This window comes from Streptomyces sp. 17_S59, from assembly GCF_056930295.1.
In genome coordinates, this window is record NZ_JBXOWD010000001.1 from 5,167,907 (window position 1) to 5,191,809 (window position 23,903).

At 71.0% G+C, this 23,903-nt stretch carries 19 protein-coding genes and 5 tRNA genes; 14 read left to right on the plus strand and 10 right to left on the minus strand.

Annotated elements, in window-relative coordinates:
• Nucleotides 1–8 precede the first annotated feature (8 nt).
• On the minus strand, nt 9–635 hold the full coding sequence (locus tag AC1Z4A_RS23640) for a YceI family protein (RefSeq protein ID WP_483681854.1): 627 nt from the start codon (nt 633–635) through the stop codon (nt 9–11).
• Nucleotides 636–924: 289 nt separating this feature from the next.
• Between AC1Z4A_RS23640 and AC1Z4A_RS23645 the strand changes: the two genes are divergently transcribed.
• From AC1Z4A_RS23645 to AC1Z4A_RS23655, 3 genes are all read left to right on the plus strand, one after another.
• Entirely contained in the window at nt 925–3,315 is a 2,391-nt protein-coding gene (locus AC1Z4A_RS23645) for a polysaccharide lyase 8 family protein (RefSeq protein ID WP_483681855.1), read from the plus strand.
• A 219-nt stretch (nt 3,316–3,534) separates the two neighbouring features.
• Nucleotides 3,535–5,118 (plus strand): acyl-CoA carboxylase subunit beta, encoded by a 1,584-nt coding sequence (locus AC1Z4A_RS23650; protein ID WP_483681856.1) that lies wholly within the window; start codon nt 3,535–3,537, stop codon nt 5,116–5,118.
• Nucleotides 5,119–5,153: 35 nt separating this feature from the next.
• The gene (locus AC1Z4A_RS23655; RefSeq protein ID WP_483681857.1) at nt 5,154–5,354 is read left to right on the plus strand and encodes an acyl-CoA carboxylase subunit epsilon; all 201 of its coding nucleotides are present in this window, start codon (nt 5,154–5,156) and stop codon (nt 5,352–5,354) included.
• 79 nt (nt 5,355–5,433) lie between these two features.
• Here the strand turns inward: AC1Z4A_RS23655 and AC1Z4A_RS23660 are convergent, their stop codons facing one another.
• From AC1Z4A_RS23660 to AC1Z4A_RS23695, 8 genes are all read right to left on the minus strand, one after another.
• A complete protein-coding gene (locus AC1Z4A_RS23660) occupies nt 5,434–6,015 on the minus strand; it encodes a GTP-binding protein (RefSeq protein ID WP_483681858.1) in 582 nt (193 codons plus the stop codon).
• Entirely contained in the window at nt 5,996–6,520 is a 525-nt protein-coding gene (locus tag AC1Z4A_RS23665) for a DUF742 domain-containing protein (protein ID WP_483681859.1), read from the minus strand. The genes AC1Z4A_RS23660 and AC1Z4A_RS23665 overlap by 20 nt, the downstream gene beginning before the upstream one ends.
• Nucleotides 6,521–6,604: 84 nt before the next feature.
• Nucleotides 6,605–7,018: a roadblock/LC7 domain-containing protein gene (locus AC1Z4A_RS23670; protein WP_483683700.1), complete on the minus strand. Its 414-nt coding sequence runs from the start codon at nt 7,016–7,018 to the stop codon at nt 6,605–6,607.
• 10 nt (nt 7,019–7,028) lie between these two features.
• Nucleotides 7,029–10,067: a sensor histidine kinase gene (locus tag AC1Z4A_RS23675; protein WP_483681860.1), complete on the minus strand. Its 3,039-nt coding sequence runs from the start codon at nt 10,065–10,067 to the stop codon at nt 7,029–7,031.
• A gap of 327 nt (nt 10,068–10,394) precedes the next feature.
• A complete protein-coding gene (locus AC1Z4A_RS23680; RefSeq protein ID WP_483681861.1) occupies nt 10,395–10,976 on the minus strand; it encodes a GTP-binding protein in 582 nt (193 codons plus the stop codon).
• Nucleotides 10,957–11,367 carry a DUF742 domain-containing protein gene (locus AC1Z4A_RS23685; RefSeq protein ID WP_483681862.1) on the minus strand — a complete coding sequence of 137 codons (411 nt, stop codon included), beginning with the start codon at nt 11,365–11,367 and terminating at the stop codon, nt 10,957–10,959. The genes AC1Z4A_RS23680 and AC1Z4A_RS23685 overlap by 20 nt, the downstream gene beginning before the upstream one ends.
• A gap of 103 nt (nt 11,368–11,470) precedes the next feature.
• The gene (locus AC1Z4A_RS23690; protein WP_483683701.1) at nt 11,471–11,884 is read right to left on the minus strand and encodes a roadblock/LC7 domain-containing protein; all 414 of its coding nucleotides are present in this window, start codon (nt 11,882–11,884) and stop codon (nt 11,471–11,473) included.
• A gap of 9 nt (nt 11,885–11,893) precedes the next feature.
• Nucleotides 11,894–15,589, minus strand: a complete 3,696-nt coding sequence (locus tag AC1Z4A_RS23695) for a sensor histidine kinase (RefSeq protein WP_483681863.1) — start codon at nt 15,587–15,589, stop codon at nt 11,894–11,896.
• A gap of 506 nt (nt 15,590–16,095) precedes the next feature.
• Between AC1Z4A_RS23695 and AC1Z4A_RS23700 the strand changes: the two genes are divergently transcribed.
• The 10 genes from AC1Z4A_RS23700 (at nt 16,096) to AC1Z4A_RS23745 (ending at nt 21,436) form a co-directional block, all read left to right on the plus strand.
• The gene (locus AC1Z4A_RS23700) at nt 16,096–16,278 is read left to right on the plus strand and encodes a hypothetical protein (protein ID WP_483681864.1); all 183 of its coding nucleotides are present in this window, start codon (nt 16,096–16,098) and stop codon (nt 16,276–16,278) included.
• A 102-nt stretch (nt 16,279–16,380) separates the two neighbouring features.
• Nucleotides 16,381–17,163 carry a fumarylacetoacetate hydrolase family protein gene (locus tag AC1Z4A_RS23705; RefSeq protein ID WP_483681865.1) on the plus strand — a complete coding sequence of 261 codons (783 nt, stop codon included), beginning with the start codon at nt 16,381–16,383 and terminating at the stop codon, nt 17,161–17,163.
• Nucleotides 17,156–18,631 carry a glutamate--tRNA ligase gene (gltX, locus tag AC1Z4A_RS23710; RefSeq protein WP_483681866.1) on the plus strand — a complete coding sequence of 492 codons (1,476 nt, stop codon included), beginning with the start codon at nt 17,156–17,158 and terminating at the stop codon, nt 18,629–18,631. Before AC1Z4A_RS23705 ends, gltX begins: the two co-directional genes overlap by 8 nt.
• A 296-nt stretch (nt 18,632–18,927) precedes the next feature.
• Nucleotides 18,928–18,999: transfer RNA gene (locus tag AC1Z4A_RS23715), tRNA-Gln, on the plus strand.
• A gap of 82 nt (nt 19,000–19,081) precedes the next feature.
• Nucleotides 19,082–19,154 (plus strand) — tRNA-Glu (locus AC1Z4A_RS23720).
• Nucleotides 19,155–19,194: 40 nt separating this feature from the next.
• Nucleotides 19,195–19,267, plus strand: a tRNA-Glu gene (locus AC1Z4A_RS23725).
• Nucleotides 19,268–19,285: 18 nt separating this feature from the next.
• Nucleotides 19,286–19,357, plus strand: a tRNA-Gln gene (locus tag AC1Z4A_RS23730).
• 40 nt (nt 19,358–19,397) lie between these two features.
• Nucleotides 19,398–19,470, plus strand: a tRNA-Glu gene (locus AC1Z4A_RS23735).
• 87 nt (nt 19,471–19,557) lie between these two features.
• Nucleotides 19,558–20,466, plus strand: coding sequence for an MEDS domain-containing protein (locus AC1Z4A_RS23740; protein ID WP_483681867.1), 909 nt, complete (start codon nt 19,558–19,560; stop codon nt 20,464–20,466).
• Entirely contained in the window at nt 20,453–21,436 is a 984-nt protein-coding gene (locus AC1Z4A_RS23745; RefSeq protein ID WP_483681868.1) for an anti-sigma factor RsbA family regulatory protein, read from the plus strand. The genes AC1Z4A_RS23740 and AC1Z4A_RS23745 overlap by 14 nt, the downstream gene beginning before the upstream one ends.
• 175 nt (nt 21,437–21,611) lie before the next feature.
• On the opposite strand, the gene ndgR is transcribed toward AC1Z4A_RS23745, so the two are convergent.
• Nucleotides 21,612–22,340 carry an IclR family transcriptional regulator NdgR gene (gene ndgR, locus AC1Z4A_RS23750; RefSeq protein WP_099201022.1) on the minus strand — a complete coding sequence of 243 codons (729 nt, stop codon included), beginning with the start codon at nt 22,338–22,340 and terminating at the stop codon, nt 21,612–21,614.
• A gap of 127 nt (nt 22,341–22,467) precedes the next feature.
• Between ndgR and leuC the strand changes: the two genes are divergently transcribed.
• The gene (gene leuC, locus AC1Z4A_RS23755) at nt 22,468–23,901 is read left to right on the plus strand and encodes a 3-isopropylmalate dehydratase large subunit (RefSeq protein WP_483681869.1); all 1,434 of its coding nucleotides are present in this window, start codon (nt 22,468–22,470) and stop codon (nt 23,899–23,901) included.
• Nucleotides 23,902–23,903 lie beyond the last annotated feature (2 nt).

The following is a 23,903-nucleotide window of genomic DNA, read 5'->3' on the forward strand; positions in this document are numbered from 1 at the left end:
CACGGGGGTCAGGCCTGGGGAGCGGTCTTGACGGCGGAGATGTCGAAGGTCAGCTTCACCTTGTCGCTGACCATGACGCCGCCGGTCTCCAGGGCCGCGTTCCAGGTCAGGCCCCAGTCGGAGCGCAGGATCTCGGCGCTGCCCTCGAAGCCCACGCGCTCGTTGCCGTAGACGTCGGTGGCGGAGCCGTTGAACTCCAGGTCGATGGTGAGCGGGCGGGTGACGTCCTTGATGGTGAGGTCGCCGGTCATCCGGTAACGGTCGCCGCCGAGCTGCTCGGCGGAGGTGGAGCGGAAGGACATCACCGGGAAGGCGGCGGCGTCGAAGAAGTCGCCGCTCTTCAGGTGGGCATCGCGGTCCGCGATGCCGGTGTCGATGCTGTCGATCTTGACGTCGATGGCGGCGGTCGAACGGGAGGGGGCGGATCCGTCGAGCTGGAGGGTGCCCTCGTGCTGGAGGAAGGAGCCCCTGACGTTGGTGACCATCGCGTGTCGCACGGTGAAGCCGATGCTGCTGTGGGCCGCGTCGATGGAGTAGTCGCCGGTGAGGGCGGCCAGGGCGGGGTTCACATCGAGGACGGCGGTGGCGGCGGGCGTGGCGGCGACGGTGTTCTGCTTGCGGCTGAAGAGGCCCATGACTGCTCCTGTGCTTCGGGGTTCGAGCACTCCGAGGGGGGATCGGAGTGGTTGAATGTTCAACGAGAATTACCGTAGCGCGATCTAGTTCAATATTCAACAGATTGAGGCGGGGGAATTTTCGCTTGGGGGAGGTGGGGGCGGGAGGGGGAGGGGAGGGCCCCAGGCGGAGCGCCGGCCAAGAAAGGCCGACCACCGTCATTGCCTCTCCCCGTCCCCCGTGCCACCGTGAGCCTCACGCACCGCACCGCACCGCCACCGTCCCTCGCGTCCGTCGGGAGGAAACGCCGTGCCGTCGTCCGTGCCCGCCTGGACCCGTCGTGTCTTTCTCGCCGCCGCCACGGCGGGTGCACTCGGGCTCGGCAGCGCCGGGGCCGTGGCGGCGGCCGGGCGGCAGGGGGACGAATTCGACGTTCTGCGGCAGCGCTGGCGCGGGCTTCTGCTCGGTACCGGCTTCGAGCCCGGCGCCGAGCCCTACGCCTCGGCGCTGCGCCGCATCGGGGACCTCGCCCGTGCCCACAGCGCGAGCATGCGGCCCGGCCCCGCCTCGCTCTGGCCCGACGCGCCCTTCGACCCGCCCGCCGGGATCACCCTCAGCTTCGCCCGGCTGTTCACCATGGCCGAGGCCCACGCCCAGCCCGGCACCGGCCTCACCGGCGACGACACCCTCGCGGCCCGCGTCCTGGCCGGGCTCGACCACCTCCACGACCGCGTCTACCACTCCGGCGCCGCCCGCTACGGCAACTGGTGGGAATGGCAGATCGGCAGCCCCCGGCTGCTCCTCGACACCCTGACCCTCCTCCACGACCGGGCCGGCGAGGACCGGCGGGCCCGCCTGCTCGCCGCCGTCGACCACTTCGTGCCGGAGTCCGCGCTCGGCGCCTACACCGGCACCAGCACCGGGGCCAACCGCGTCGACCTCTGCCGCGTCGTCGCCCTGCGCGGCGTCCTCGGCGCCCACCCCGGCCGCACGGCCCTCGCCCGCGACGCCCTCTCGCCCGTCTTCCCGCACGTCACCAAGGGCGACGGGCTCTACGCCGACGGCTCCTTCGTCCAGCACACCTGGGTCGCCTACACCGGTACGTACGGCTGTGTGCTGCTCGACGGGCTCGCCCGGCTCTTCGCCCTGCTCTCCGGTTCCGACTGGGAGGTCACCGATCCCCAGCGGCAGCTCGTGTTCGACGGCGTCGAGCACGCCTACGCCCCGCTGATCCACAACGGGCTCGTGATGGACTGCGTCTCCGGCCGGGCCACCAGCCGCGGCGTGCAGGCCGCCGATCCGCCCGGCCCGCCGCAGAGCGACCACCAGCGCGGCCACGCCCTCATCGCCGCCATCGCCCTGCTCGCCGAGGCCGCGAGCCCGGCGGAGCGGGCACGCTGGCATGCGCTGATCAAGGGCTGGGCCGCCCGGGACACCACCAGCCCCGTGCTCACCGACCCCCGGCTGGGCGTGGCCGACCTGGCCCGCCTCGCCGCCGTCGTCGCGGGCCCCGCCCCGGCCGCGCCCCAGCCCGTCGGCCACCGGCTGTTCTGCGCCATGGACCGGGCCGTGCACCGCCGCCCCGGCTGGGCCGCCGCCATCGCCATGGCCTCCGACCGCATCGCCCACTACGAGAACGGCAACGGCGAGAACCCGCGCGGCTGGCACACCGGAGCCGGAATGCTCACCTGGTGGGGCGCCTCCTCCGGCGGAGACCAGTACTCCGACGGCTTCTGGCCCACCGTGGACCCCTGCCGACTCCCCGGAACCACCGTCTCCGCCCGCCCCCTCGCCGACAACGAGGGCGGCGCCTGGGGCGCCTCCAGGCCCGGCGTCCGCTGGGTGGGCGGCGTCACCGACGGGGAGTACGCGGCGGTCGGGCAGCACCTCAACGGGCTCGCCTCGACGCTGGAGGCGCGGAAGTCCTGGTTCTGCACGGCGGGCGCCGTCGTCTGCCTCGGCGCCGGGATCCGCGCACGGGACGGCGCCGAGGTGGTCACCGTCGTGGACAACCGCAACCTCGGCGCCCACGGCACCCCGCTGCTGCTGATCGACGGTGAGCCCCAGCCCTGCCCCGCCGGCACCTGGTCCGAGTCCTTCGAGCAGGCCGAGTGGGCCCATCTCGCCGGGCACGGCGGCTGGGTCTTCCCCGGCGGCGCCCCGCTGGAGGCCCTGCGCCACACCCGCACCGGCTCCTGGCGGGACATCAACGCGGGCGGCGCCCCCGACCCCGTCACCCGGCGCTACCTCACCCTCGTCCACCCCCACGGCACCGACCCCGATGACGCCGCCTACGCCTACCTCCTGATGCCCGGCGCCACCCCCGGTGCCGTCGCCGAGCGGGCCGCCGATCCCGGCTGGCTCACGGTCCTCGCCAACACCCCCGACTGCCAGGCCGTGTGCATCCCCGCACTGGGCCTGACCGCCGCCAACTTCTGGTCCCCGGGCACCGCCGGCCCCCTCACCGTCACCGCGCCCGCCTCCGTGCTCGTCCGCCACCACACCCGCACCGCCACCGTCCACCTCGCGGAACCCCTCCGCACCGGCGCCCCCCTGGACCTCACCTGGGCCCGCCCTGTGAGCGAAGTCACATCCCGCGACCCCTCTGTGCAAGTGCTCGGCACCGGGAATTCCCTGCGGCTGCGGATCGCTCCCGGAACGGCGTGCGCGGCGCACGGCTGCCGGGTGGAGGCGGACTGATGGACGGGGTCACCCGAACGGCCGTACTGGTCAAGCTGCACATACCATGCCTTCGACCCCGGGAGTTTTGTGGAGCCCCCACAGCGTGGGAAGCCCGGTCGAACGGCCACAACTGATAAGGGGGCTGTGCAGTTCTGTCCCGCCTGCCCACCAAATCGTGCAGGACGTTGTACGGAATCAACATGATGTTCCGGCGCCCTCGCCACGTACCGTCTATCCATGAGCAATCTCGAAGGTGCGCCCGTAGAGGCGAGTGACGTCCGCGGGCGCGTCGCCGAGCTGCACGCCATCCGCGAGCAGGTTCGGCGAGGTCCGAGCGAGCGGGCTACCCAGGCGCAGAAGGCCAAGGGGAAGCTGACGGCTCGCGAGCGTATAGATCTGCTGCTCGACGAGGGCTCTTTTACCGAGGTGGAGCCGCTGCGGCGGCATCGTGCCACGGGGTTCGGGCTGGAGGAGAAGCGCCCGTACACCGATGGTGTGATCACCGGGTGGGGGACCGTGCACGGGCGGACGGTGTTCGTCTACGCACACGACTTCCGGATCTTCGGTGGTGCGCTGGGCGAGGCCCATGCCACGAAGATCCACAAGATCATGGACAAGGCGATCGCCGCCGGGGCGCCGCTGGTGTCCCTGAACGACGGTGCGGGCGCCCGCATCCAGGAGGGCGTCTCGGCGCTCGCCGGGTACGGCGGGATCTTCCAGCGCAACACGAAGGCCTCGGGTGTGATCCCGCAGATCAGTGTGATGCTGGGCCCGTGTGCGGGTGGTGCGGCCTACTCCCCGGCCCTGACGGACTTCGTGTTCATGGTCCGGGAGACCTCGCAGATGTTCATCACCGGTCCGGACGTGGTCCGTGCGGTGACGGGTGAGGAGATCACCCAGAACGGTCTGGGCGGTGCGGACGTGCACGCGGAGACCTCCGGTGTGGCCCACTTCGCCTACGACGACGAGGAGACCTGCCTCGAGGAGGTCCGGTACCTCCTCTCCCTCCTGCCCCAGAACAACCGGGAGAACCCGCCCCGCGTCGTCTCGGACGACCCGGCCGACCGCGTCGGCGAGGCGCTCCTGGACCTGGTGCCGGCGGACGGCAACCGCCCCTACGACATGCGCAAGGTCATCGAGGAGATCGTCGACGACGGCGAGTACCTCGAGGTGCACGAGCGCTGGGCGACCAACATCATCTGCGCCCTGTCCCGCCTGGACGGCCAGGTCGTCGGCATCATCGCCAACCAGCCGCAGTCCCTCGCCGGCGTCCTCGACATCGAGGCCTCCGAGAAGGCCGCGCGGTTCATCCAGATGTGCGACGCCTTCAACATCCCCATCATCACTCTTCTGGACGTACCCGGGTTCCTCCCCGGCGTGGACCAGGAGCACGGTGGAATCATCCGGCACGGTGCAAAGCTGCTGTACGCGTACTGCAACGCCACGGTGCCCCGGATCTCGGTGATCCTGCGCAAGGCCTACGGCGGTGCCTACATCGTCATGGACTCGCAGTCCATCGGCGCCGACCTCACCTTCGCCTGGCCGACCAACGAGATCGCGGTCATGGGCGCGGAGGGCGCGGCCAACGTGATCTTCCGCAGGCAGATCGCCGAGGCGGACGACCCGGAGGCGATGCGGGCGCGCATGGTCAAGGAGTACAAGGCCGAGCTGATGCACCCGTACTACGCGGCCGAGCGCGGTCTGGTCGACGACGTGATCGACCCCGTCGAGACCAGGTCGGTGCTGATCCGCTCGCTGGCGATGCTCGCCAACAAGCACGCGGACCTGCCGTCCCGCAAGCACGGCAACCCGCCCCAGTAACAAACGTCCAGAACTTCAGCAACCGGAGACATCGCATGAACGACACGTTCGTACGCGTCGAGAAGGGCATGGCGGACGCCGAGGAGCTGGCCGCCGTCACCGCCGTTCTCATGGCCCGTGCCGCCGCCGGCACCAGCCACGCCGCCCAGGCCGCCCGCCCGCGCCGCACCCAGGCCCGCTGGCGCCGCCTGGAGCGCGCGTCCGGCTTCAGGGCGCCGCACAGCTGGCAGGGCTGACGCCCGAGCCGCCCGCGCGCAGCGCAAACGAAAAGGTCCCCGCACTCCCGAGGAGTGCGGGGACCTTTTCGCATCCGTACTAGCGCAGCCGCGCCATCAGGGCGTGCTCCACGAGCGTGATGAGGGCGCTCTTGGCCTCGTTCCGGTGGCGCGCGTCGGTGGTGATGATGGGCGCGTCCGGGCCGATCTGGAGGGCTTCGCGGACTTCTTCGGGGGCGTAGGGCTGGTGTCCGTCGAAGCCGTTGAGGGCGATGACGAAGGGCAGGCCGCTGTTCTCGAAGTAGTCGACTGCGGGGAAGCAGTCGGCGAGGCGGCGGGTGTCGACGAGGACGACGGCGCCGATGGCGCCGCGGACCAGGTCGTCCCACATGAACCAGAAGCGGTCCTGGCCGGGCGTGCCGAACAGGTACAGGATCAGGTCCTGGTCCAGGGTGATGCGGCCGAAGTCCATCGCCACGGTGGTCGTGGTCTTGTCCGGCGCATGGGTGAGGTCGTCGATGCCCGCCGAGGCGGAGGTCATGACGGCTTCGGTGCGCAGCGGGTTGATCTCCGAGACCGCGCCGACGAAAGTGGTCTTGCCCACGCCGAAGCCACCCGCCACCACGATCTTTGCGGAGGTGGTGGAGCGGGCTGCCTCGCCGCTAGAGGTTCCGAAGTCCACTGAGCACCCTTTCGAGCAGTGTCACGTCAGGCTGGCCGCCGGCGGCCGCGTCGCCGCCGGGCTGATGAATGGCGACGAGTCCGGCCTCCGCCAGGTCGGCGACGAGGATTCGGGCGACGCCGAGCGGGATGGAGAGGAGTGCCGAGATCTCCGCGACCGACTTGATCTCTTGGCACAGGTGGCAGATGCGCTGGTGTTCCGGCAACTGCCCGTGGAGTTGGGAGGGCTGGGCCGTGGTGTGCACCAGCGCCTCGATGGCGAGCTGGTAACGCGGCCTCGTCCGGCCGCCGGTCATCGCATAGGGACGGACCAGCGGGTTGGTCTTCTTGCCGCCCGCGGGCGGGGTGGCTGCGCGCCGGGAGTGCGACTGGGGCGGCACATGCGGAGGGCGCTGCTGCTCCGGCATGGCTTGGTGGCTTGGCGCGGAGGGGAAGTTGTAGCGGTTCAACGGGGGTTGAGCCTGCTGGTCGTTGCCATACGGGTAACCGCCTGGGGGCGTTGCCACGTCTCCTCCTCCAACTTGCCTGTCTGCTGCCGGTCGCGCCACCGCACCCTATGGCGCGATGGCGCGAAACGCACTGTCTCTCCGTTAGTTGAGAAGGCTCCCCTGCAGTTCGGCGCGGAGGTCCGGCGTGAGCACGTTGCCCGCGCGGTCGACGAGAAGGGCCATCTCGTAGCCCACGAGGCCGATGTCGCACTCCGGGTGCGCCAGCACGGCCAGTGCCGAACCGTCGGAGACCGACATGATGAAGAGGAAGCCGCGCTCCATCTCCACCACCGTCTGGTTGACCGTGCCGCCCTCGAAGATCCGGGAGGCACCCGCGGTCAGCGAGGTCAGGCCGGAGGCCACGGCCGCCAGCTGGTCGGCGCGGTCCCGCGGAAACCCTTCGGACATCGCCAGAAGGAGTCCGTCGGCGGAGACCACGACGGTGTGGGACACCCCTGGGGTGTTGTCCACGAAACTGGTGATCAACCAGTTCAGGTTCTGCGCCGCCTGGCTCATCGGGCTCACACTAACGCTCCTGATCGTAGGTGCTGCCGGGGCCGAAGCCCTGGTCGTGTTGCTCATGCTGCTGGTGCGGGGAGTTCGCGGACTGCTCCGCGGAATCCGTCCCCGCGTTGCGCCCCTGCTGGATGCCACGGCGCAGGTTGGCCAACCTGCCGCGGACGTCCTCCGGTGCGCGGGAGACCTGGGGGCCCGTCTGGGCGGTCTGGCTCGCCGAGCCCTCGACCAGATTGGCCTTGGGGACCCGTCGGGGGAGACCCGAGGAGGTCACCCCGCCGGCCTTCGGCGTCCGGAGCTGACCGGCACGCTGCCAGCGCTCGTCGTTCGCCGACTGCCATGCGGAGTCGTCACCCTCCTGAGGCCGCTCGGAGACCGCCTGCCGGGACTGCTCCGGTTCTGCGCCGTCCCTCCTGGCCTCCTCGCCCGTCTCGGCTTGCTGCCACCGCTTGTCGCGGCGCGGCAGACCGGACCCGGTCAGCGAGGGGGAGCCGCTCGAGGCGGGGCCCGGACGGTGGAACTCTACGCGCTCCGGCTGGGCCGTGTCAGCGGACGGCTGGGATTCCGGTTCCGCTGCGTAACCCTGCCCGTACCCGTGCTGGTACGGACCTGCCTCGCTCCACTCCCCTTGGTGACCGGGGGAGTTGTAGTCGCCGTAGCCCTGCTGACCGTCAACGGCCGGGGCCTGGTAGGCGGGTTCCGCGTAGCCGGACTCCGGGTAACCGTCGCCGGCGTAGGCCTGCTGGGACCCGACCGGGTACCCGTCCTCCGTCGGATCGGCCTGCTGCGGCGCCGGTATGTGCTCCTGCTGCGGGGCGTACGACTGCTCGTGCTGCGGCGCCGCCTCGTGGGTGCCGGCCTCCGGCCGCTGCTGCTCGTATCGGGAGTCGTCGAAGCCCAGCTCTGCGGCGGTCCGCATGCCGCCGACCGGAGCGGCCTGCTGCTGCTCGGGCATCATCTGCTGCTCGGGCATCATCTGGGAGACCTGGAAGTCGCCCTCGGGCAGCTCGTCGCCGCCACCGCCGTGCGTGATCGCGTCCGGCAGCATCACCAGCGAGGTGGTGCCCGCCTGCTCGCCCGAGGGGCGCAGCTGGACGCGGATGCCGTGGCGCAGGGACAGGCGGCCGACCACGAACAGACCCATGCGCTGGGAGATGGCCGCGTCCACGGTGGGCGGGTTGGCCAGCTTGTGGTTGATGTCCGCGAAGTCCTCGGCGGTCAGGCCGATGCCCTTGTCGTGGATCTCCACCATCACGCGGCCGTCGGGCAGCCGGGTCGCGGTGACGCGGACCTTGGTGTGCGGGGAGGAGAACGTGGTGGCGTTCTCCAGCAGCTCGGCGAGCAGGTGCACGAGGTCGGTCACGGCCAGGCCGTGGATCTCCGCATCCGGGACGCCGCTCAGCTCGATGCGCTCGTACGCCTCCACCTCGGAGGACGCGGCGCGCAGCACGTCGACCAGCGGGATCGGCTGGTCCCAGCGGCGGCCGGGCTCCTCGCCCGCGAGAATCAGCAGGTTCTCGCCGTTGCGGCGCATACGGGTGGCCAGGTGGTCCAGCTTGAAGAGGTTCTCCAGCTGGTCCGGGTCCGCCTCGTTGTTCTCCAGGTCGGTGATGAGGTTCAGCTGGCCCTCGATCAGCGTCTGGTTGCGGTGCGAGAGGTTGGTGAAGATCGCGTTGACGTTGCCCCGGAGCAGCGCCTGCTCGGCGGCGAGCCGCACGGCCTCCCGGTGCACCTGGTCGAAGGCGCGGGCGACCTCGCCGATCTCGTCCCGGGTGGTGATCGGGATGGGCTCGGTGCGGGTGTCCACGTGACCGGGGTTGGTGCGCGAGAGCTGGTCGACCAGGGCCGGCAGCCGCTGCTCGGCCACCTCGAAGGCGGCGGTGCGCAGCCGGCCCATGTTGCGGCTCATGGAGCGCGCCATCTTGCCGGCCACCAGGAAGGCGATCAGAAGGGCGAACACCATGATGGACGAGTTGACGATGGCGTCCTGCTGCGCCTGCGAGGCGATCTTCTCGGCCTCGGACACGGCCTTGTCGATCTGGTGTTCCTCGACGTCGCGGTAGGCGTTGAACTTGCCCGTGGACGTGGTGAACCAGGAGTCGGCCGTGATGCCCTTGGCCTTCAGCTGCGTGGCGGTGGCGCCGGACATGATGGCGGCGGCCATCTTGTCCTGCTCCTCCACCTGGGCCTGGGAGCCCAGCGCGGTCTTCAGACGCTTGATGTCGTCGTCGGTACCACCGGACTCGTACTCGCCGCGGGCGATGTACTCGAGGAAGTTGTACGAGGAGAACGCCGTCAGCAGCGTTGTGCGCTCCTGGGCGTCGCCCGGCTTCAGCAGCAGGTGGGTGCCGATGGAGCGCTGGAGCGACTCGGCGGCCTTGGCCAGGGACACCGCGTAGACCATGCGGCCGTACGAGGTGAAGTTGCCGGTGCCCAGGCCCAGCTCGTTGGCGAAGGCCATGAGCGGGCGCTGGATGGCGCCGTAGCCGTCCTCGGTCTTCGCACCGTCCAGGGCAGGCGTGTAGGCGGCCGCACGGACCTTCGGCAGCGTCGGCTCCGCGTCCCGGACGGCCTTCAGACGGCGCTTCAGGCTCGGGGTGTCCGGCATCTTCTTGACGCGCTGGTCGAAGTCCGCGCGGGCGGCGTCCGTGGCGTCCTGCGCCTTCTTGACGTTCGCGTCGTCGCGGTTGCCCTCGAGCAGCGGCTTGGCGCTCACGTCACGCTCGTCGATGACGGCGTGCGCGTACGTGGCGGCCGCCTGGACGACCCGCGCGGTGTTCTGGGCGTCCTCCGCCTCCAGCCAGGTGTCGACGGAGTTCTTCACGTCGAAACCGCCGAAGACGAGGGCGACCACCACCGGGATCATGAGGATCGCGTTCAGGCGGGTGGGCACGCGCCAGTTGCTGGGCGAGAATCTGCCGCCGCCTCCCGTGGCGGGAGCGGGGGCTTCGGGCATGTCGGAAGGCGGCGCCGCTTCGCGCGACGGCGGGGTGAAGTTGCCCCGCGCGTTCCGCGTCTGCTGCGCGGCGCCCGTCTTTCTTCGCCTCACTCGACCAACAACCTCTCGGCGTCTGCACCTGTGCTGTGCCGTTTATCCACTGAGCCGTGACTGCTCAGTCCGGGAATTCCAGCACGTCCGGCAGGCGCATTCCAAACAACGGACAGAGCCGGTGAAGGCCACGATTTGCCCGACATAAAACGGGCATTAAGGCCGAGCCACGCCAAAAGCCGAGCGGTTTGTGTGCAGAGCGAAGTTGGCCGGACGCAACGAGTGGTCGCGTCCGGCCAATTCTCTGTCGAAACGTTATGAAGCCCGAAGTGAGTCGTGGTCAATGCCACAACTTACGCACCGTCATAACAAGCGGGCGGGCAAACACTATTTCAGCCGCGCCATGAGTGCGTGCTCCACGAGCGTGATGAGGGCGCTCTTGGCCTCGTTCCGGTGGCGGGCGTCGGTGGTGATGATGGGGGCGTCCGGGCCGATCTGGAGGGCTTCGCGGACTTCTTCGGGGGCGTAGGGCTGGTGTCCGTCGAAGCCGTTGAGGGCGATGACGAAGGGCAGGCCGCTGTTCTCGAAGTAGTCGACTGCGGGGAAGCAGTCGGCGAGGCGGCGGGTGTCGACGAGGACGACGGCGCCGATGGCGCCGCGGACCAGGTCGTCCCACATGAACCAGAAGCGGTCCTGGCCGGGCGTGCCGAACAGGTACAGGATCAGGTCGTCATCAAGGGTGATTCGACCGAAATCCATCGCCACGGTCGTCGTGGTCTTGTCCTGGACGTGGCTCAGGTCGTCGATGCCGGCCGATGCGGAGGTCATGACCGCTTCGGTGCGGAGCGGGCTGATCTCCGAGACCGCGCCGACGAACGTGGTCTTGCCCACGCCGAAGCCACCCGCCACCACGATCTTCGCCGAGGTGGTGGAGCGGCCGACGCCTCCGCTAGAGCTTCCGAAGTCCACTGAGCACCCTTTCGAGCAGTGTCACATCCGGCGTACCGCCGGCCTCGGTGCCGCCGCCGGGCTGGTGGATCGCCACCATGCCGGCCTCTGCCAGGTCCGCGACCAGGATCCGTGCCACGCCCAGCGGCATGCCCAGCAGCGCGGAGATTTCCGCGACCGACTTGACCTCGCGGCACAGGTGGCAGATCCGCTGGTGCTCGGGGAGCAGCCCTCCCAGGTGGGCCGGGTCGGCCGTGGAGCTGACCAGTGCCTCGATGGCGAGCTGGTAGCGCGGCCGGGTCCGGCCACCCGTCATGGCGTACGGGCGGACCAGCGGCTGGTCACCTTCTTCACTCCCGTACGGCGCATGGTGAGAGGCGCCGTACGGGCCGGGCGAGGCGGGCGGGGTCATGAATCCTCCGGACGGGACAGCAGGATGGCAATAATGCCGTCGAGCGGCGGCCGGTGGGGGGTTTTCGGCCGCACGGTTGGACGGAAATTGCGTGGAACGGGGGTCAGTTCAGCAGGCTTCCCTGCAGTTCGGCGCGGAGATCGGGCGTGAGGACGGTGCCCGCACGGTCGACCAGGAGCGCCATCTCGTAGCCCACGAGGCCGATGTCGCACTCCGGGTGCGCCAGCACGGCCAGTGCCGAACCGTCGGAGACCGACATGATGAAGAGGAAGCCGCGCTCCATCTCCACCACCGTCTGGTTGACCGTGCCGCCCTCGAAGATGCGCGAGGCACCCGCGGTCAGCGAGGTCAGGCCGGAGGCCACGGCCGCCAGCTGGTCGGCGCGGTCCCGCGGAAACCCTTCGGACATCGCCAGAAGGAGTCCGTCGGCGGACACCACCACCGTGTGCGACACCCCCGGGGTGTTGTCCACGAAGTTGGTGATCAACCAGTTCAGATTTTGCGCCGCCTGGCTCATCGGACTCAACTAACGCTCCTGCTGGTAAGTGGGGCCAACATTGTGGCTGCCGGTGGTCGAGCTGTTTCCGGCCTGACGTCCCTGCTGGATGCCCCGGCGGAGATTGGTCAGTCGGCCGCGTACGTCGTCGGGCGCACGCGAGACCTGCGGACCGGTGGGAGTGGTGGACTGCTCGGTCTGTGCGGTGCCCTCGACGAGGTTGGCACGCGGCACGCGCCGCGGCAGCCCGGACGAGGTGATGCCGCCCGCCGCCGGCTCCCGGACCTGCTCGGCCCGGCGCCAGCGCTCGTCGTTGGGGGAGGACCAGCTGTTCTGCGACCCGCCCTGCGTCTCCTCCTGGGGCGCCGGACGCGCGGAGTCCACGGGCTGCTCGGGCACGGCCGTCTCACCGGCGGCACCGCGGAACCAGTGGGACTCCAGCTCCTGGAACAGCGGGGTGCCCGCCTGCTCCCCGCCCTGCTCGCCGCGCTCGGCCCCGGCAGTGGGGGCGGGCATGGCGAACTGGCCGGTGCCGGTGGTGCTGTTGAGGTCGTTGCCGGGCGCGGGCGCGGCGAACTGGCCGGTGGTGTGGGCCGGTGCGTCGGTCTGCGGACGGGCGAACTGGCCGCTGGTGCTGCTCGGGCCGTCGGCGGGACGGGAGGGCAGGTCGAACTGCCCCGTCGAGCCGCCGGTGTTCGGCGTGTTGGTCGGCATCGCGAACTGGCCGGTGCCGGTGGTGCTGTTGAGGTCGTTGCCGGGCGCGGGGACGGCGAACTGGCCGGTGGTGTGGGCCGGTGCGTCGGTCTGCGGACGGGCGAACTGGCCGCTGGTGCTGCTCGGGCCGTCGGTCTGCGGACGGGCGAACTGACCGCTCGTGCTGCTCGGGCCGTCGGCGGAGGCGTCCGCGGGGACCGGCGGGAACTGCGCCGTGTCGCCGGGGCCGCCGGGCAGCGGGAACTGGCCGGTGCTGCCGGACTGCGGCTCGGTCGCGCTGGTGATCGGCGGGATCTGGGCCGTGTCGCCCGGGCCGCCGCTCAGGCGCGCGACCGGGGTGACCGGAGCGCCGAACGGAGACGAGCTCTCGACGTCCTCGTGGCCGCGCGGGGCGTCCTGCGCAGCGCGCGGGGAGCTGTCGGAGGACAGCGGCCAGTCGTCGACCGGGGCCTGCTTCGCCTTGCGGCCACGGACCGGAGGCTGCTGCTGCCCGGCCCAGCCCGGGCCGTCGGCCGCGGGGGCGTTGCCTGCGGCACCGCGGGCGGGCAGCTGCGGGCGGCCGCCCTGACCGGCGGGCGGCATCGCGGCCGGACCGCCGTTGCCCTGCGGCGGCAGCGGAGCCGGACCGCCGGCGCCCGGGGCGCCCTTGCCGCGCGGCGCGGTGTCGAAGAGGCTGCCTGTCGCGGCACCGCCGCTCGGACCGGCGCCTGGGCCGCCCTGCCGCTGGGGCAGGCCGCCCGGCGCGGTGCCCGGCGTGGTGCCGGGACGGGGCATCGGCGCCGGCGCGGGGCGCGGGCCGGAGGCCGGGATCTGACGGCGCTGCTGGCCACCGGCCGGGCCGCCGGCCACCGCGGGGGCGCCACCGGCGCCCGGGACGCCCGGAGCCGGCTTCTTGTGGCCCTGGGCGACGTCGACCGGCAGCATGACGAGTGCGGTGGTGCCGCCGGAGTCCGACGGACGGAGCTGGATGCGGATGCCGTGTCGCAGGGACAGGCGGCCGACCACGAACAGACCCATGCGCCGGGAGACGGAGACGTCCACCGTCGGCGGGCTGGCGAGCCGCTCGTTGATCGCCGCAAGGTCCTCCTGGGAGAGGCCGATGCCGGTGTCGTGGATCTCGACCAGCACCCGCCCGTCGGGCAGCGCGTGACCGGTGACCTTGACCTTGGTCTGCGGCGAGGAGAACGAGGTGGCGTTCTCGAGCAGCTCGGCGAGGAGGTGCACGAGGTCGTTGACGACGCGGCCGGCGACCTCGGTCGGCGGCACGCCGCTCAGCTCGATGCGCTCGTACTGCTCCACCTCGGACGCGGCGGCGCGGAGCACGTCGACGAGCGGGACGGGGCGGGTCCACCGGCGGCCCGGCTCCTCACCCGCGAGGACGAGGAGGTTTTCGCCGTTACGGCGCATACGGGTGGCGAGGTGGTCGAGGCGGAAGAGCGCGGACAGCTGGTCCGGGTCGGCCTCGCGGCTCTCCAGCTCGGAGATGAGCGACAGCTGACGCTGGATGAGGCCCTGGCTGCGGCGCGAGAGGTTGGTGAACATCGCGTTGACGTTGCCCCGGAGGAGGGCCTGCTCGGCGGCGAGGCGGACCGCCTCGCGGTGCACGTCGTCGAAGGCCGCGGCCACCTTGCCGATCTCGTCCCGGCTGTGCACACCGACCGACTCCACGGACGTGTCGACGTCCTGCGGGTCGGACTCGGACAGCTGCTTGACCAGCTCGGGGAGGCGGTCCTGGGCGACCTTCTGGGCGGTGTCCTGCAGCCGTCGCAGCGAGCGCACCATGGATCGGGCCACGACGAAGGCGCCGACGAGCGAGATGCCGAGGACGAGGACGATCAGGGCACCGTTGAGGATGGCTTCGGAGTTGGCGTCGTCACGCAGCTCACGGGCCTTCTGGTCCATCTCCGTGAGGAGCGTCTGCTCGATCTTGCCCATCTCGCTGAGCTTGATCGAGTCCTGGTCGTACCAGTCGCGGTAGCTCTTCTTCTCGGACTTGAGGGCGTCGGTCTTGCCGAAGACCCGCTCCGCGAAGGTGGTCGCCTCGGTGATGTCGGCGATACCGCCGTTGAGGCCCTTGAGCAGCTCCTGGGAGTCGCCGGCGCGGATGGAGGCGAATCGCTTGAGCGCCTCGTCCTCGTTCTCGCGCGCGGTCAGACCGTACTGGAGGTCGTTGGCGCTGAGCTGGGCGCCCTTGGGGTTCGCCAGCGCGGCGCTGATCACCGCTCGCTGGATCGACGCGTACTCCTTGGCGGAGGAGAACGTCGCCAGCGCACGGGTTGCGGTGATCATGTCGCTGTTGCTGGTGGCCTGGGCCATGTCCTGGGACAGGGTCAGCAGCGAGGTGATCAGGGCGTCGTAGTTGCTGACGGTCTGCGAGATGTAGGTCTCGTCCTGGTACGGCTTGGACCGGACGTCCTTGATCTTCTTCAGCTGCCTGCTGATCTCGACCAGGGTGGTCTGCACGCCGACCATCGTCGGGTCGCTCGGCTTGACCTTGGCCGTCGTCTGCGTGAACGCGTCGATCTCGCGGTCGGTCTTCTGCCGTGCCGCGGTGATCTGGTCGTCCGAGGGGTTCTTGGAGACCAGCGGACCCGCCGAGCGGTCGCGCTCCTCCTGGAGCGCGTCGGCGAGCTTGGTCGCCTGGCTCGTCATCTCCGTGAGGAGCTTCATGTGGTCCAGCTGGTCGACGTTCGTGAGCGATTCGTCGATGCGCAGGGCACCCAGGGTCGTCGCGGCGACGACGGGGAGGGCGAGCAGGGAGACCAGTCGGGTGGAGATGCGCCAGTTGCGCAGGGCTATTCGTGAGCCCGGCCCGACGGGCTGGCCTGGCGCCTTCGACTTGGCCTTCGCCTTCGTCTTCGCCTTCAGCTTCGCCTTCGTCGGCTCGGCGGCGGCGGGCTCACTGCCCTTAGCCGCCTCGACGGGCGAGCCGACGGGCGTGCCGCGGTCGGTCGCACCGCGCGGCTCCGGCTCCGCCGCAGCGCTGCCATCCCTCTTGAAACGTCCCTGCACTAGCGTCGCAACCTCTGGACCAGGCGTCCCGCCGCAAGCGGAGGGACGGTGTCGAGTCGTGGGGGGACCGCGTTGCCCCCCTGGCGGTCCCGGGAATTCCAGCACAGTGCCGGATCTCCCAACAAGGCCGGTGGACCCAACCGGGACAGCAGTGACCCTGGGTGACCGAAAGAGTGACGGGGTGTAGAACATCTGACCCCATATGTCGGACTTATATCCATGAGTCGCACCGCCGGGCCCGGCACCTCCGGGGTGTCCCGTTCTCCATGATCAGGAGCGGAACGTCAGGTTCAGCACTGCAATGTCCGTTTCGCGGCGACCAGTCGGTCGTCCGCTATGTCGCATTTTTCGGTTGAGTCGTGAGGAAACTCACAGGAGGGTCGCGACTTCTTCCCCGTACCGATGGGGATAGGCGCGCCTAGCCTGGTCCTTTACACAAGGGCTGAAACGCCAAGAACGCCAAGAACCGACACCGCACCGACACCGCGAGGCACCCAGTGACGTCGATGACTTCCCGCAGCACCGCCAACCCGCGCCGCACCACGCTCGCGCACCTGGGCAAGGCCGAGGCGCTGAGCCTCTTCGGCACCGAGCGCCCGGAGCACGCGGCAGAGCTGCCCACGGTCACCGCCAACCCGCGCCGCACCGTCCTGATGACCGCGCCCGCCCCGCTGGCGCCCCGCGACTGACGCTCCTGTGACCGGCGGCGGCGCACGGGCCGCCGCACGCCCCCCGCGATAGCCTGAGGTGTCAGACTCCGGCCATTACACATAAAGGGGCAACGGCTTCCCGTGCGCATCGCCAGGTTCTCCATCGACGGAAACGTCGCCTTCGGTGTCGTGGAAGGGGACGCTGCCACCGCGGGCGGCCCCGTCCTGGACATCATCAAGGGCCACCCCTTCGCGGAATTCGAGCGCTCGGGGCAGAAGATCCCGCTGAGCAAGGTGCGGCTGCTGCCGCCCGTGCTGCCCAACAAGGTCGTCGCCATCGGCCGCAACTACGCCGAGCACGCCGCGGAGCTGGGCAACGACGTGCCCGAGGTGCCCATCACCTTCTTCAAGCCGTCGACCTCCGTCATCGGCCCCGGCGACCCCATCGCCTACCCGTCCTTCTCCAGCGAGCTGCACCACGAGGCCGAGCTGGCCGTGGTCATCGGACGCATGTGCCGCGAGGTCCCGCGCGAGCGCGTCAAGGACGTGATCCTCGGCTACACCTGCGCCAACGACGTCACCGCGCGCGACGTCCAGCAGCGGGAGAAGCAGTGGGCCCGGGCCAAGGGCTTCGACACCTCCTGCCCCCTCGGCCCCTGGGTCGAGACCGAGCTGGACCCCCGCGACCTCGGCATCATGTGCACCGTCAACGGCCAGCAGCGCCAGCTGGGCCGCACGAGCGACATGGTGCGCTCCATCGAGGACCTGATCGTCCACATCACCGAGGCGATGACGCTGCTCCCCGGCGACGTCGTCCTGACGGGCACCCCGGCCGGAGTCGGACCGCTCAACGTCGGCGACGAGGTCGCCGTCACCATCGAAGGCATCGGCACTCTCACCAACAAGGTGATCAAGCGTGGCTAACGCGAACGTCCGCGTACGTTTCTGTCCCTCGCCGACCGGCAACCCCCATGTGGGTCTGGTCCGCACCGCCCTCTTCAACTGGGCGTTCGCCCGCCACCACGGCGGCACCCTGGTCTTCCGCATCGAGGACACCGACGCGGCCCGCGACTCGGAGGAGTCGTACCTCCAGCTGCTGGACGCCATGCGCTGGCTGGGCCTCGACTGGGACGAGGGCCCCGAGGTGGGCGGCCCCCACGCGCCGTACCGCCAGTCGCAGCGCATGGACCTCTACAAGGACGTCGCGGCCAAGCTGCTCGACGCCGGCCACGCGTACCGCTGCTACTGCACCACCGAGGAGCTGGACGAGCGCCGCGAGGCCGCCCGTGCGACGGGCCGGCCCTCCGGCTACGACGGCAAGTGCCGCGAGGTGAGCGCCGAGCAGAAGGCGGAGTACGAGCGCGAGGGCCGTGAGCCCATCGTCCGCTTCCGGATGCCCGATGAGGCGATCACCTTCACGGACCTGGTCCGCGGCGAGCTGACCTTCACCCCGGAGAACGTGCCGGACTTCGGCATCGTGCGCGCCAACGGCGCCCCGCTCTACACGCTCGTCAACCCCGTCGACGACGCGCTGATGGAGATCACGCACGTGCTGCGCGGCGAGGACCTGCTGTCCTCCACCCCGCGGCAGATCGCCCTCTACCGGGCGCTGGCGGAGATCGGCGTGGGCAACGGCACCACCCCGTCCTTCGGTCACCTGCCCTACGTCATGGGCGAGGGCAACAAGAAGCTCTCCAAGCGCGACCCGCAGTCCTCCCTCAACCTCTACCGGGAGCGCGGCTTCCTTCGCGAGGGCCTGCTCAACTACCTCTCGTTGCTCGGCTGGTCCCTCTCCGCCGACCGGGACATCTTCTCGATCGAGGAGATGGTGGCGGCGTTCGACATCAAGGACGTCAACGCCAACCCGGCCCGCTTCGACCTCAAGAAGGCCGAGGCCGTCAACGCCGACCACATCCGCCGCCTCGACCCGAAGGCGTTCGCCGAGGCCTGCGAGCCCTGGCTGACGGCCCCGCACGCCAACTGGGCGCCGGAGAACTTCGACCGGGCCGCCTGGGAGGCGATCGCCCCGCACGCCCAGACCCGCCTCACGGTCCTCTCCGACATCACCGCCAATGTCGACTTCCTCTTCCTCGACGAGCCGGTCGAGGACGAGGCGTCCTGGCAGAAGGCCATGAAGGAGGGCTCGGACGCGCTGCTGCGCACGGCCCGCGCCAAGCTGGCCGAGGTCGAGTGGAACGCGGACGCCCTCAAGGCCGCCGTAGTGGCCGCGGGCGAGGAGCACGGCCTCAAGCTGGGCAAGGCCCAGGCCCCCGTCCGCGTGGCCGCCACGGGCCGCACGGTCGGCCTGCCGCTCTTCGAGTCCCTCGAGGTCCTCGGCCGCGAGCGCACCCTGGCGCGCGTCGACGCCGCCCTGGCGAAGCTCGCGGGCTGACGCCCGGCGCTCTCCGGCCCACGGGGCCCGGCAGCCTCCTCATGGGGGCCGCCGGGCCCCGTCCCCGTTTCCGGGGCCGTGCAGCGGTGTTTCCAGGGCCGTGCAGCGGCCCTGCCGGAGCCGTGAACTCGGCCTCGAACGGCCTGCCGGGCCGTCCCCGCTCCGGTGGCGGCTTATCGATTTTGGACCCCCGTCCACCTTCGGGTAATGTTCTTCCTGCGCCGCCCGAGAGGGCCGAGAGGCCGGAGCGGAGGGCGCAAGCCGGACAAGACCCCTTCCGGGGGGTGGAGTTACGGTGGGGTATGGTGTAATTGGCAGCACGAGTGATTCTGGTTCACTTAGTCTAGGTTCGAGTCCTGGTACCCCAGCAAGAGAAATTCTTCGCCGAAATTCTCTCGCAAAACTACTGATAAAGTAGGAAGCGCGCGAAAGCGCAAAAGCGAAGTGCAAGCCCCCGTTGTGTAGCGGCCTAGCACGCCGCCCTCTCAAGGCGGTAGCGCCGGTTCGAATCCGGTCGGGGGTACGGATTCCGGAAGGGATGATTCCCGGACGGGATCGCTAGGGCCCCCGTTGTGTAGCGGCCTAGCACGCCGCCCTCTCAAGGCGGTAGCGCCGGTTCGAATCCGGTCGGGGGTACTGGTTATAAAACCACCATGGGCTATGGTGTAATTGGCAGCACGAGTGATTCTGGTTCATTTAGTCTAGGTTCGAGTCCTGGTAGCCCAGCGCAGATTGCTTTTTGAGTCTGCAACAGCAAAAAAAGCAAGCCCCCGTTGTGTAGCGGCCTAGCACGCCGCCCTCTCAAGGCGGTAGCGCCGGTTCGAATCCGGTCGGGGGTACAAGAGGGAAAAATGCCTTTCGCTTCGGCGAGGGGCATTTTTTCATGCGTCCTTCCGCCACCCGAGAGGCGGCGCGATAATCCGGGCATGGTCCAACCCAACGGCCTGCGCGGCCGGGTCCACGTCGGTGACCTGCGGCCAGGTGACCATGCGTGCCTGCTGTTCGAGTCGGACGAGGAGCGGGCGTCGATCCTGCGGGACTTCGTGCTCGGCGGCCTGGCGGCCGAGGACAAGATCCTCTACCTGAGCGGGGCGGAGGACCCGGCCGGCCCCGACGCCCTGCCGGCCGAGTGCCGGCCCGCGGGCCTGCCCTGCGGCACGGCCGAGCGGGTGGAGGTGGTGCAGATCGCCGAATTCCTCTCGGACCACGGGCAGTTGGAGCCCGCCGCCCTGCTGCGCCGGCTGCGCAGCGCCTCCCTGCGGTCGCGCCGCGAGGGCTATCGCGCGCTGCGGGTCGCGGGCGAGCTGTGCGCCGCCCTGCACGACCGGCGGGACGTCCGCCCGCTGCTGCGGTACGAGGCCCTGCTGGCGGAGGAGTTCGCGGAGGACTTCAGCGCGGGCGGGGCGCTGGCCGTCTGCCAGTACGACATCCGCCGCTGTGAGCCGGCCGCGCTGGACGCCTTCGCCTCGGCGCACGCCCGCAGCGTGGAGGCGGATCCGCTGGTACGCACGGCCGAGCTGGTCGTCGTGCGCACCTACCGCCCCCAGGGCCTGCGTATCGAGGGCGCCGTCGACGCGGACGCGCACCGGTGCCTGCGGGACGCCCTGCGGTCCGTCGCGGGGGTCCGGGGCGACGTGCGGCTGGACATGTCCCGGGTGGAGTTCCTGGACCTCGGCGGCCTGCGGCTGCTGATGACCTTCGCGCGGGCCCGCGCCGCCCGCCACTGCACCGTCGAGCTGGCCGGGCTGCTGCCGCACCTGATGCAGGTCATCACCGTCGTGGGCTGGGACCGGACGCCCGGGCTCCGGCTGGGGACCGCGCATGCCTGCCGCTGACCCCGGCTTCCCCGGCTTCGTCCACCATGCCTGCCTGTACGGGACGGACGCGGAGTTCCTGGCCACGGCGGTGCCCTTCGTCCGGGACGGGCTGGCCGCGGGGGAGCCCGTGCTGGCCGCCACCACCCCCGCCAACATCGAGCTGCTGCGGCGGGAGCTGGGGGAGGCCGCCCGGGCGCTGGACACCGCCGAGACCGCGTACTTCGGCCGCCGCCCCGTGGAGCGGGTCTCCGCCTTCCTGCGCTACCTCGACCTCCGGGCCCGGCCCGGCCGGCGGACGCGCATGCTCGCCGAGCCGGTGTGGGCAGGGCGGTCCGCCCGTCAGGTCGCCGAGTGGAAGCGGATGGAGTCGGGGCTCAACGTGCTGCTGGCCGGGCTGCCGCTGTGGATGATCTGCCCGTACGACACCCGGTGCGTGCCCGCGGACGTGGCGCGGGCGGCCTGTGCCACGCATCCGGCGCGGCTGGACGGGCGGCGGCTGACCCCCTGCGCCGCGTACGCCGATCCCGGCGCCTACGCGGCCCGGGTGGCCCCGCCGTGCGCCCCTGCGCCCGCCGGGGCCGTACGCGTCGGCCCGACGGCTGCTCTCCCCGGCCTGCGGCTCTTCGCCCACGAGCGGGCCGCGGCGGCCGGCCTGACCGGCGAGCGGCTGGCCCTGGCCGTGCTGGCCGTCTGCGAGGCGGCGGGGTATCTGCTGGGGGAGGCGGGGGCGCGGGTCGCGGTGCGGGCCTGGGAGGAGCCGGGGGCACTGCTGTACGAGCTGCTGCGGGCGGGGGCGGGGGCGCCGCCCGTGCCGGCCTTCGCGGGCTTCCACCCGCCGGGGCCGGAGGCACGCCCGGAGGACGGACTGTGGCTGGCGCGCACGCTGAGCGAATCGCTGGAGATCCGGGCGAGGGGCGGACTGACGCGCATCACCTTGCGCATCGCGGGCCCGGGGGTGTGTTCTCCCCCACCCCGCCCCTTCCCGTAACCGGAGGGGGCAAGCCCCCGGACCCCCGGTTCGGGGAGCGAATTCAGCCCGTCCGGCGTTTGAGGACACCGTGCGAAGCGCGGTCCCGGGGACTGGGGCGAAGCCCCCCACGCGGCGGAGCCGCAAATCGATACAGCCGGGAAGGGGCGGGTGGGGGAAAAATCCCGCCCCGGCCTCAGCCGTTGCGTCGCAGGGCCTCCGTGAGGCGGATCGCGGCGTCCAGGACCGCCTGGGCGTGCATGCGGCCCGGGTGGCGCGTGAGGCGCTCGATGGGGCCGGAGACCGAGACCGCCGCCACCACGCGGTTCGAGGGCCCGCGCACCGGCGCCGAGACCGACGCCACACCCGGCTCGCGCTCGCCGATCGACTGGGCCCAGCCCCGGCGCCGCACGCCCGAGAGCGCCGTCGCCGTGAAGCGGGCGCCCTGGAGCCCGCGGTGCAGCCGCTCCGGCTCCTCCCAGGCCATGAGGACCTGGGCCGCCGAGCCCGCCTTCATCGGCAGCGTCGAGCCCACCGGCACGGTGTCCCGCAGTCCGGACAGCCGCTCGGCCGCGGCCACGCAGATGCGCATGTCGCCCTGGCGGCGGTAGAGCTGCGCGCTCTCGCCCGTCACGTCCCGCAGGTGCGTGAGCACGGGGCCGGCCGTGGCCAGCAGCCGGTCCTCGCCCGCCGCGGCCGCCAGCTCGCTCAGCCGGGGGCCGAGGATGAACCGGCCCTGCATGTCGCGCGCCACCATCCGGTGGTGCTCCAGGGCCACCGCCAGCCGGTGCGCCGTCGGGCGCGCCAGACCCGTGGCCGTGACCAGCCCGGCGAGCGTCGCCGGACCGGACTCCAGAGCGCTCAGTACCAGCGCCGCCTTGTCGAGAACGCCCACTCCGCTCGAGGCGCCACTAGAGTTGTCCATGAAACGATACTCCCGTCTCACAGTGTGAAACGCAAGTTCAATTTTCCCGGAGAAGCGCCAACCTTGTCGGACGGCACCCCACATCCACACGAGTAGGCCGGCATCGCCGCCGGCCGGAGGGACAGCGATGGGACGCACACTCGCGCAAAAGGTCTGGGACGATCACGTCGTCACGCGCGCCGAAGGTGAGCCCGACCTCCTCTTCATCGATCTGCACCTGCTCCACGAGGTCACCAGCCCGCAGGCGTTCGACGGTCTGCGCAAGGCCGGCCGGCCGGTCCGCCGGCTGGACCTGACCATCGCCACGGAGGACCACAACACCCCCACGCTCGACATCGACAAGCCCATCGCGGACCCGGTCTCCCGCACCCAGCTGGAGACCCTGCGCCGCAACTGCGCCGAGTTCGGCGTCCGCCTGCACCCGCTGGGCGATGTGGAGCAGGGCGTCGTCCACGTGGTGGGACCGCAGCTGGGACTGACCCAGCCCGGCACCACGGTCGTCTGCGGCGACAGCCACACCTCCACCCACGGCGCCTTCGGCGCGCTCGCGTTCGGCATCGGCACCAGCCAGGTCGAGCACGTGCTGGCCACCCAGACGCTGCCGCTGGCGCCCTTCAAGACCATGGCGATCACCGTCGAGGGCGAGCTGCCGGAGGGCGTCACCGCCAAGGACCTGATCCTCGCGATCATCGCCAGGATCGGCACCGGCGGCGGCCAGGGCTACGTCCTCGAGTACCGCGGCTCCGCCATCGAGAAGCTCTCGATGGAGGCCCGGATGACCGTGTGCAACATGTCCATCGAGGCGGGCGCGCGGGCCGGCATGATCGCCCCCGACGAGACCACCTTCGCCTACCTCAAGGACCGCCCGCACGCCCCCAAGGGCGAGGACTGGGACGAGGCCGTCGCCTACTGGCGCACCCTGCGCACCGACGACGACGCGGTCTTCGACCGCGAGGTCGTCATCGACGCCACCGAGCTGTCCCCGTTCGTCACCTGGGGCACCAACCCGGGGCAGGGCGCACCCCTGTCGGCGGCGGTTCCCGACCCCGCCTCGTACCCGGACCCCTCGGAGCGGCTCGCAGCCGAAAAGGCCCTGGAGTACATGGGGTTGACGGCGGGTCAGCCGCTGCGCGACATTCGCGTGGACACCGTTTTCGTGGGCTCCTGCACCAACGGCCGGATCGAGGACCTGCGTGCCGCGGCCGCCCTCCTCGAGGGCCGCGAGGTGGCCGACGGCGTCCGGATGCTGGTCGTGCCGGGCTCGGTGCGGGTGGCGCTCCAGGCGGTCGAGGAGGGCCTGGACAAGGTGTTCACCGCGGCCGGCGCCGAGTGGCGGCACGCGGGCTGCTCGATGTGCCTCGGCATGAACCCCGACCAACTCGCGCCCGGCGAGCGCTCGGCGTCCACGTCCAACCGCAACTTCGAGGGCAGGCAGGGCAAGGGCGGCCGCACCCACCTGGTCTCGCCGCAGGTCGCCGCCGCCACCGCGGTCCTGGGCCACCTGGCCTCCCCGGCCGACCTGGCCGGAGCCGCCGACGTACGCACCCCCGTGGAGGTCTGAGT

Coding starts and splice junctions, on each gene's coding strand:
- AC1Z4A_RS23640 (WP_483681854.1), bottom strand. CDS start 635: ATGGGCCTCTTCAGCCGCAAGCAGAACACCGTCGCCGCCACGCCCGCC.
- AC1Z4A_RS23650 (WP_483681856.1), top strand. CDS start 3,535: ATGAGCAATCTCGAAGGTGCGCCCGTAGAGGCGAGTGACGTCCGCGGG.
- AC1Z4A_RS23655 (WP_483681857.1), top strand. CDS start 5,154: ATGAACGACACGTTCGTACGCGTCGAGAAGGGCATGGCGGACGCCGAG.
- AC1Z4A_RS23670 (WP_483683700.1), bottom strand. CDS start 7,018: ATGAGCCAGGCGGCGCAGAACCTGAACTGGTTGATCACCAGTTTCGTG.
- AC1Z4A_RS23685 (WP_483681862.1), bottom strand. CDS start 11,367: ATGACCCCGCCCGCCTCGCCCGGCCCGTACGGCGCCTCTCACCATGCG.
- AC1Z4A_RS23690 (WP_483683701.1), bottom strand. CDS start 11,884: ATGAGCCAGGCGGCGCAAAATCTGAACTGGTTGATCACCAACTTCGTG.
- AC1Z4A_RS23700 (WP_483681864.1), top strand. CDS start 16,096: ATGACTTCCCGCAGCACCGCCAACCCGCGCCGCACCACGCTCGCGCAC.
- AC1Z4A_RS23740 (WP_483681867.1), top strand. CDS start 19,558: ATGGTCCAACCCAACGGCCTGCGCGGCCGGGTCCACGTCGGTGACCTG.
- AC1Z4A_RS23745 (WP_483681868.1), top strand. CDS start 20,453: ATGCCTGCCGCTGACCCCGGCTTCCCCGGCTTCGTCCACCATGCCTGC.
- ndgR (WP_099201022.1), bottom strand. CDS start 22,340: ATGGACAACTCTAGTGGCGCCTCGAGCGGAGTGGGCGTTCTCGACAAG.
- leuC (WP_483681869.1), top strand. CDS start 22,468: ATGGGACGCACACTCGCGCAAAAGGTCTGGGACGATCACGTCGTCACG.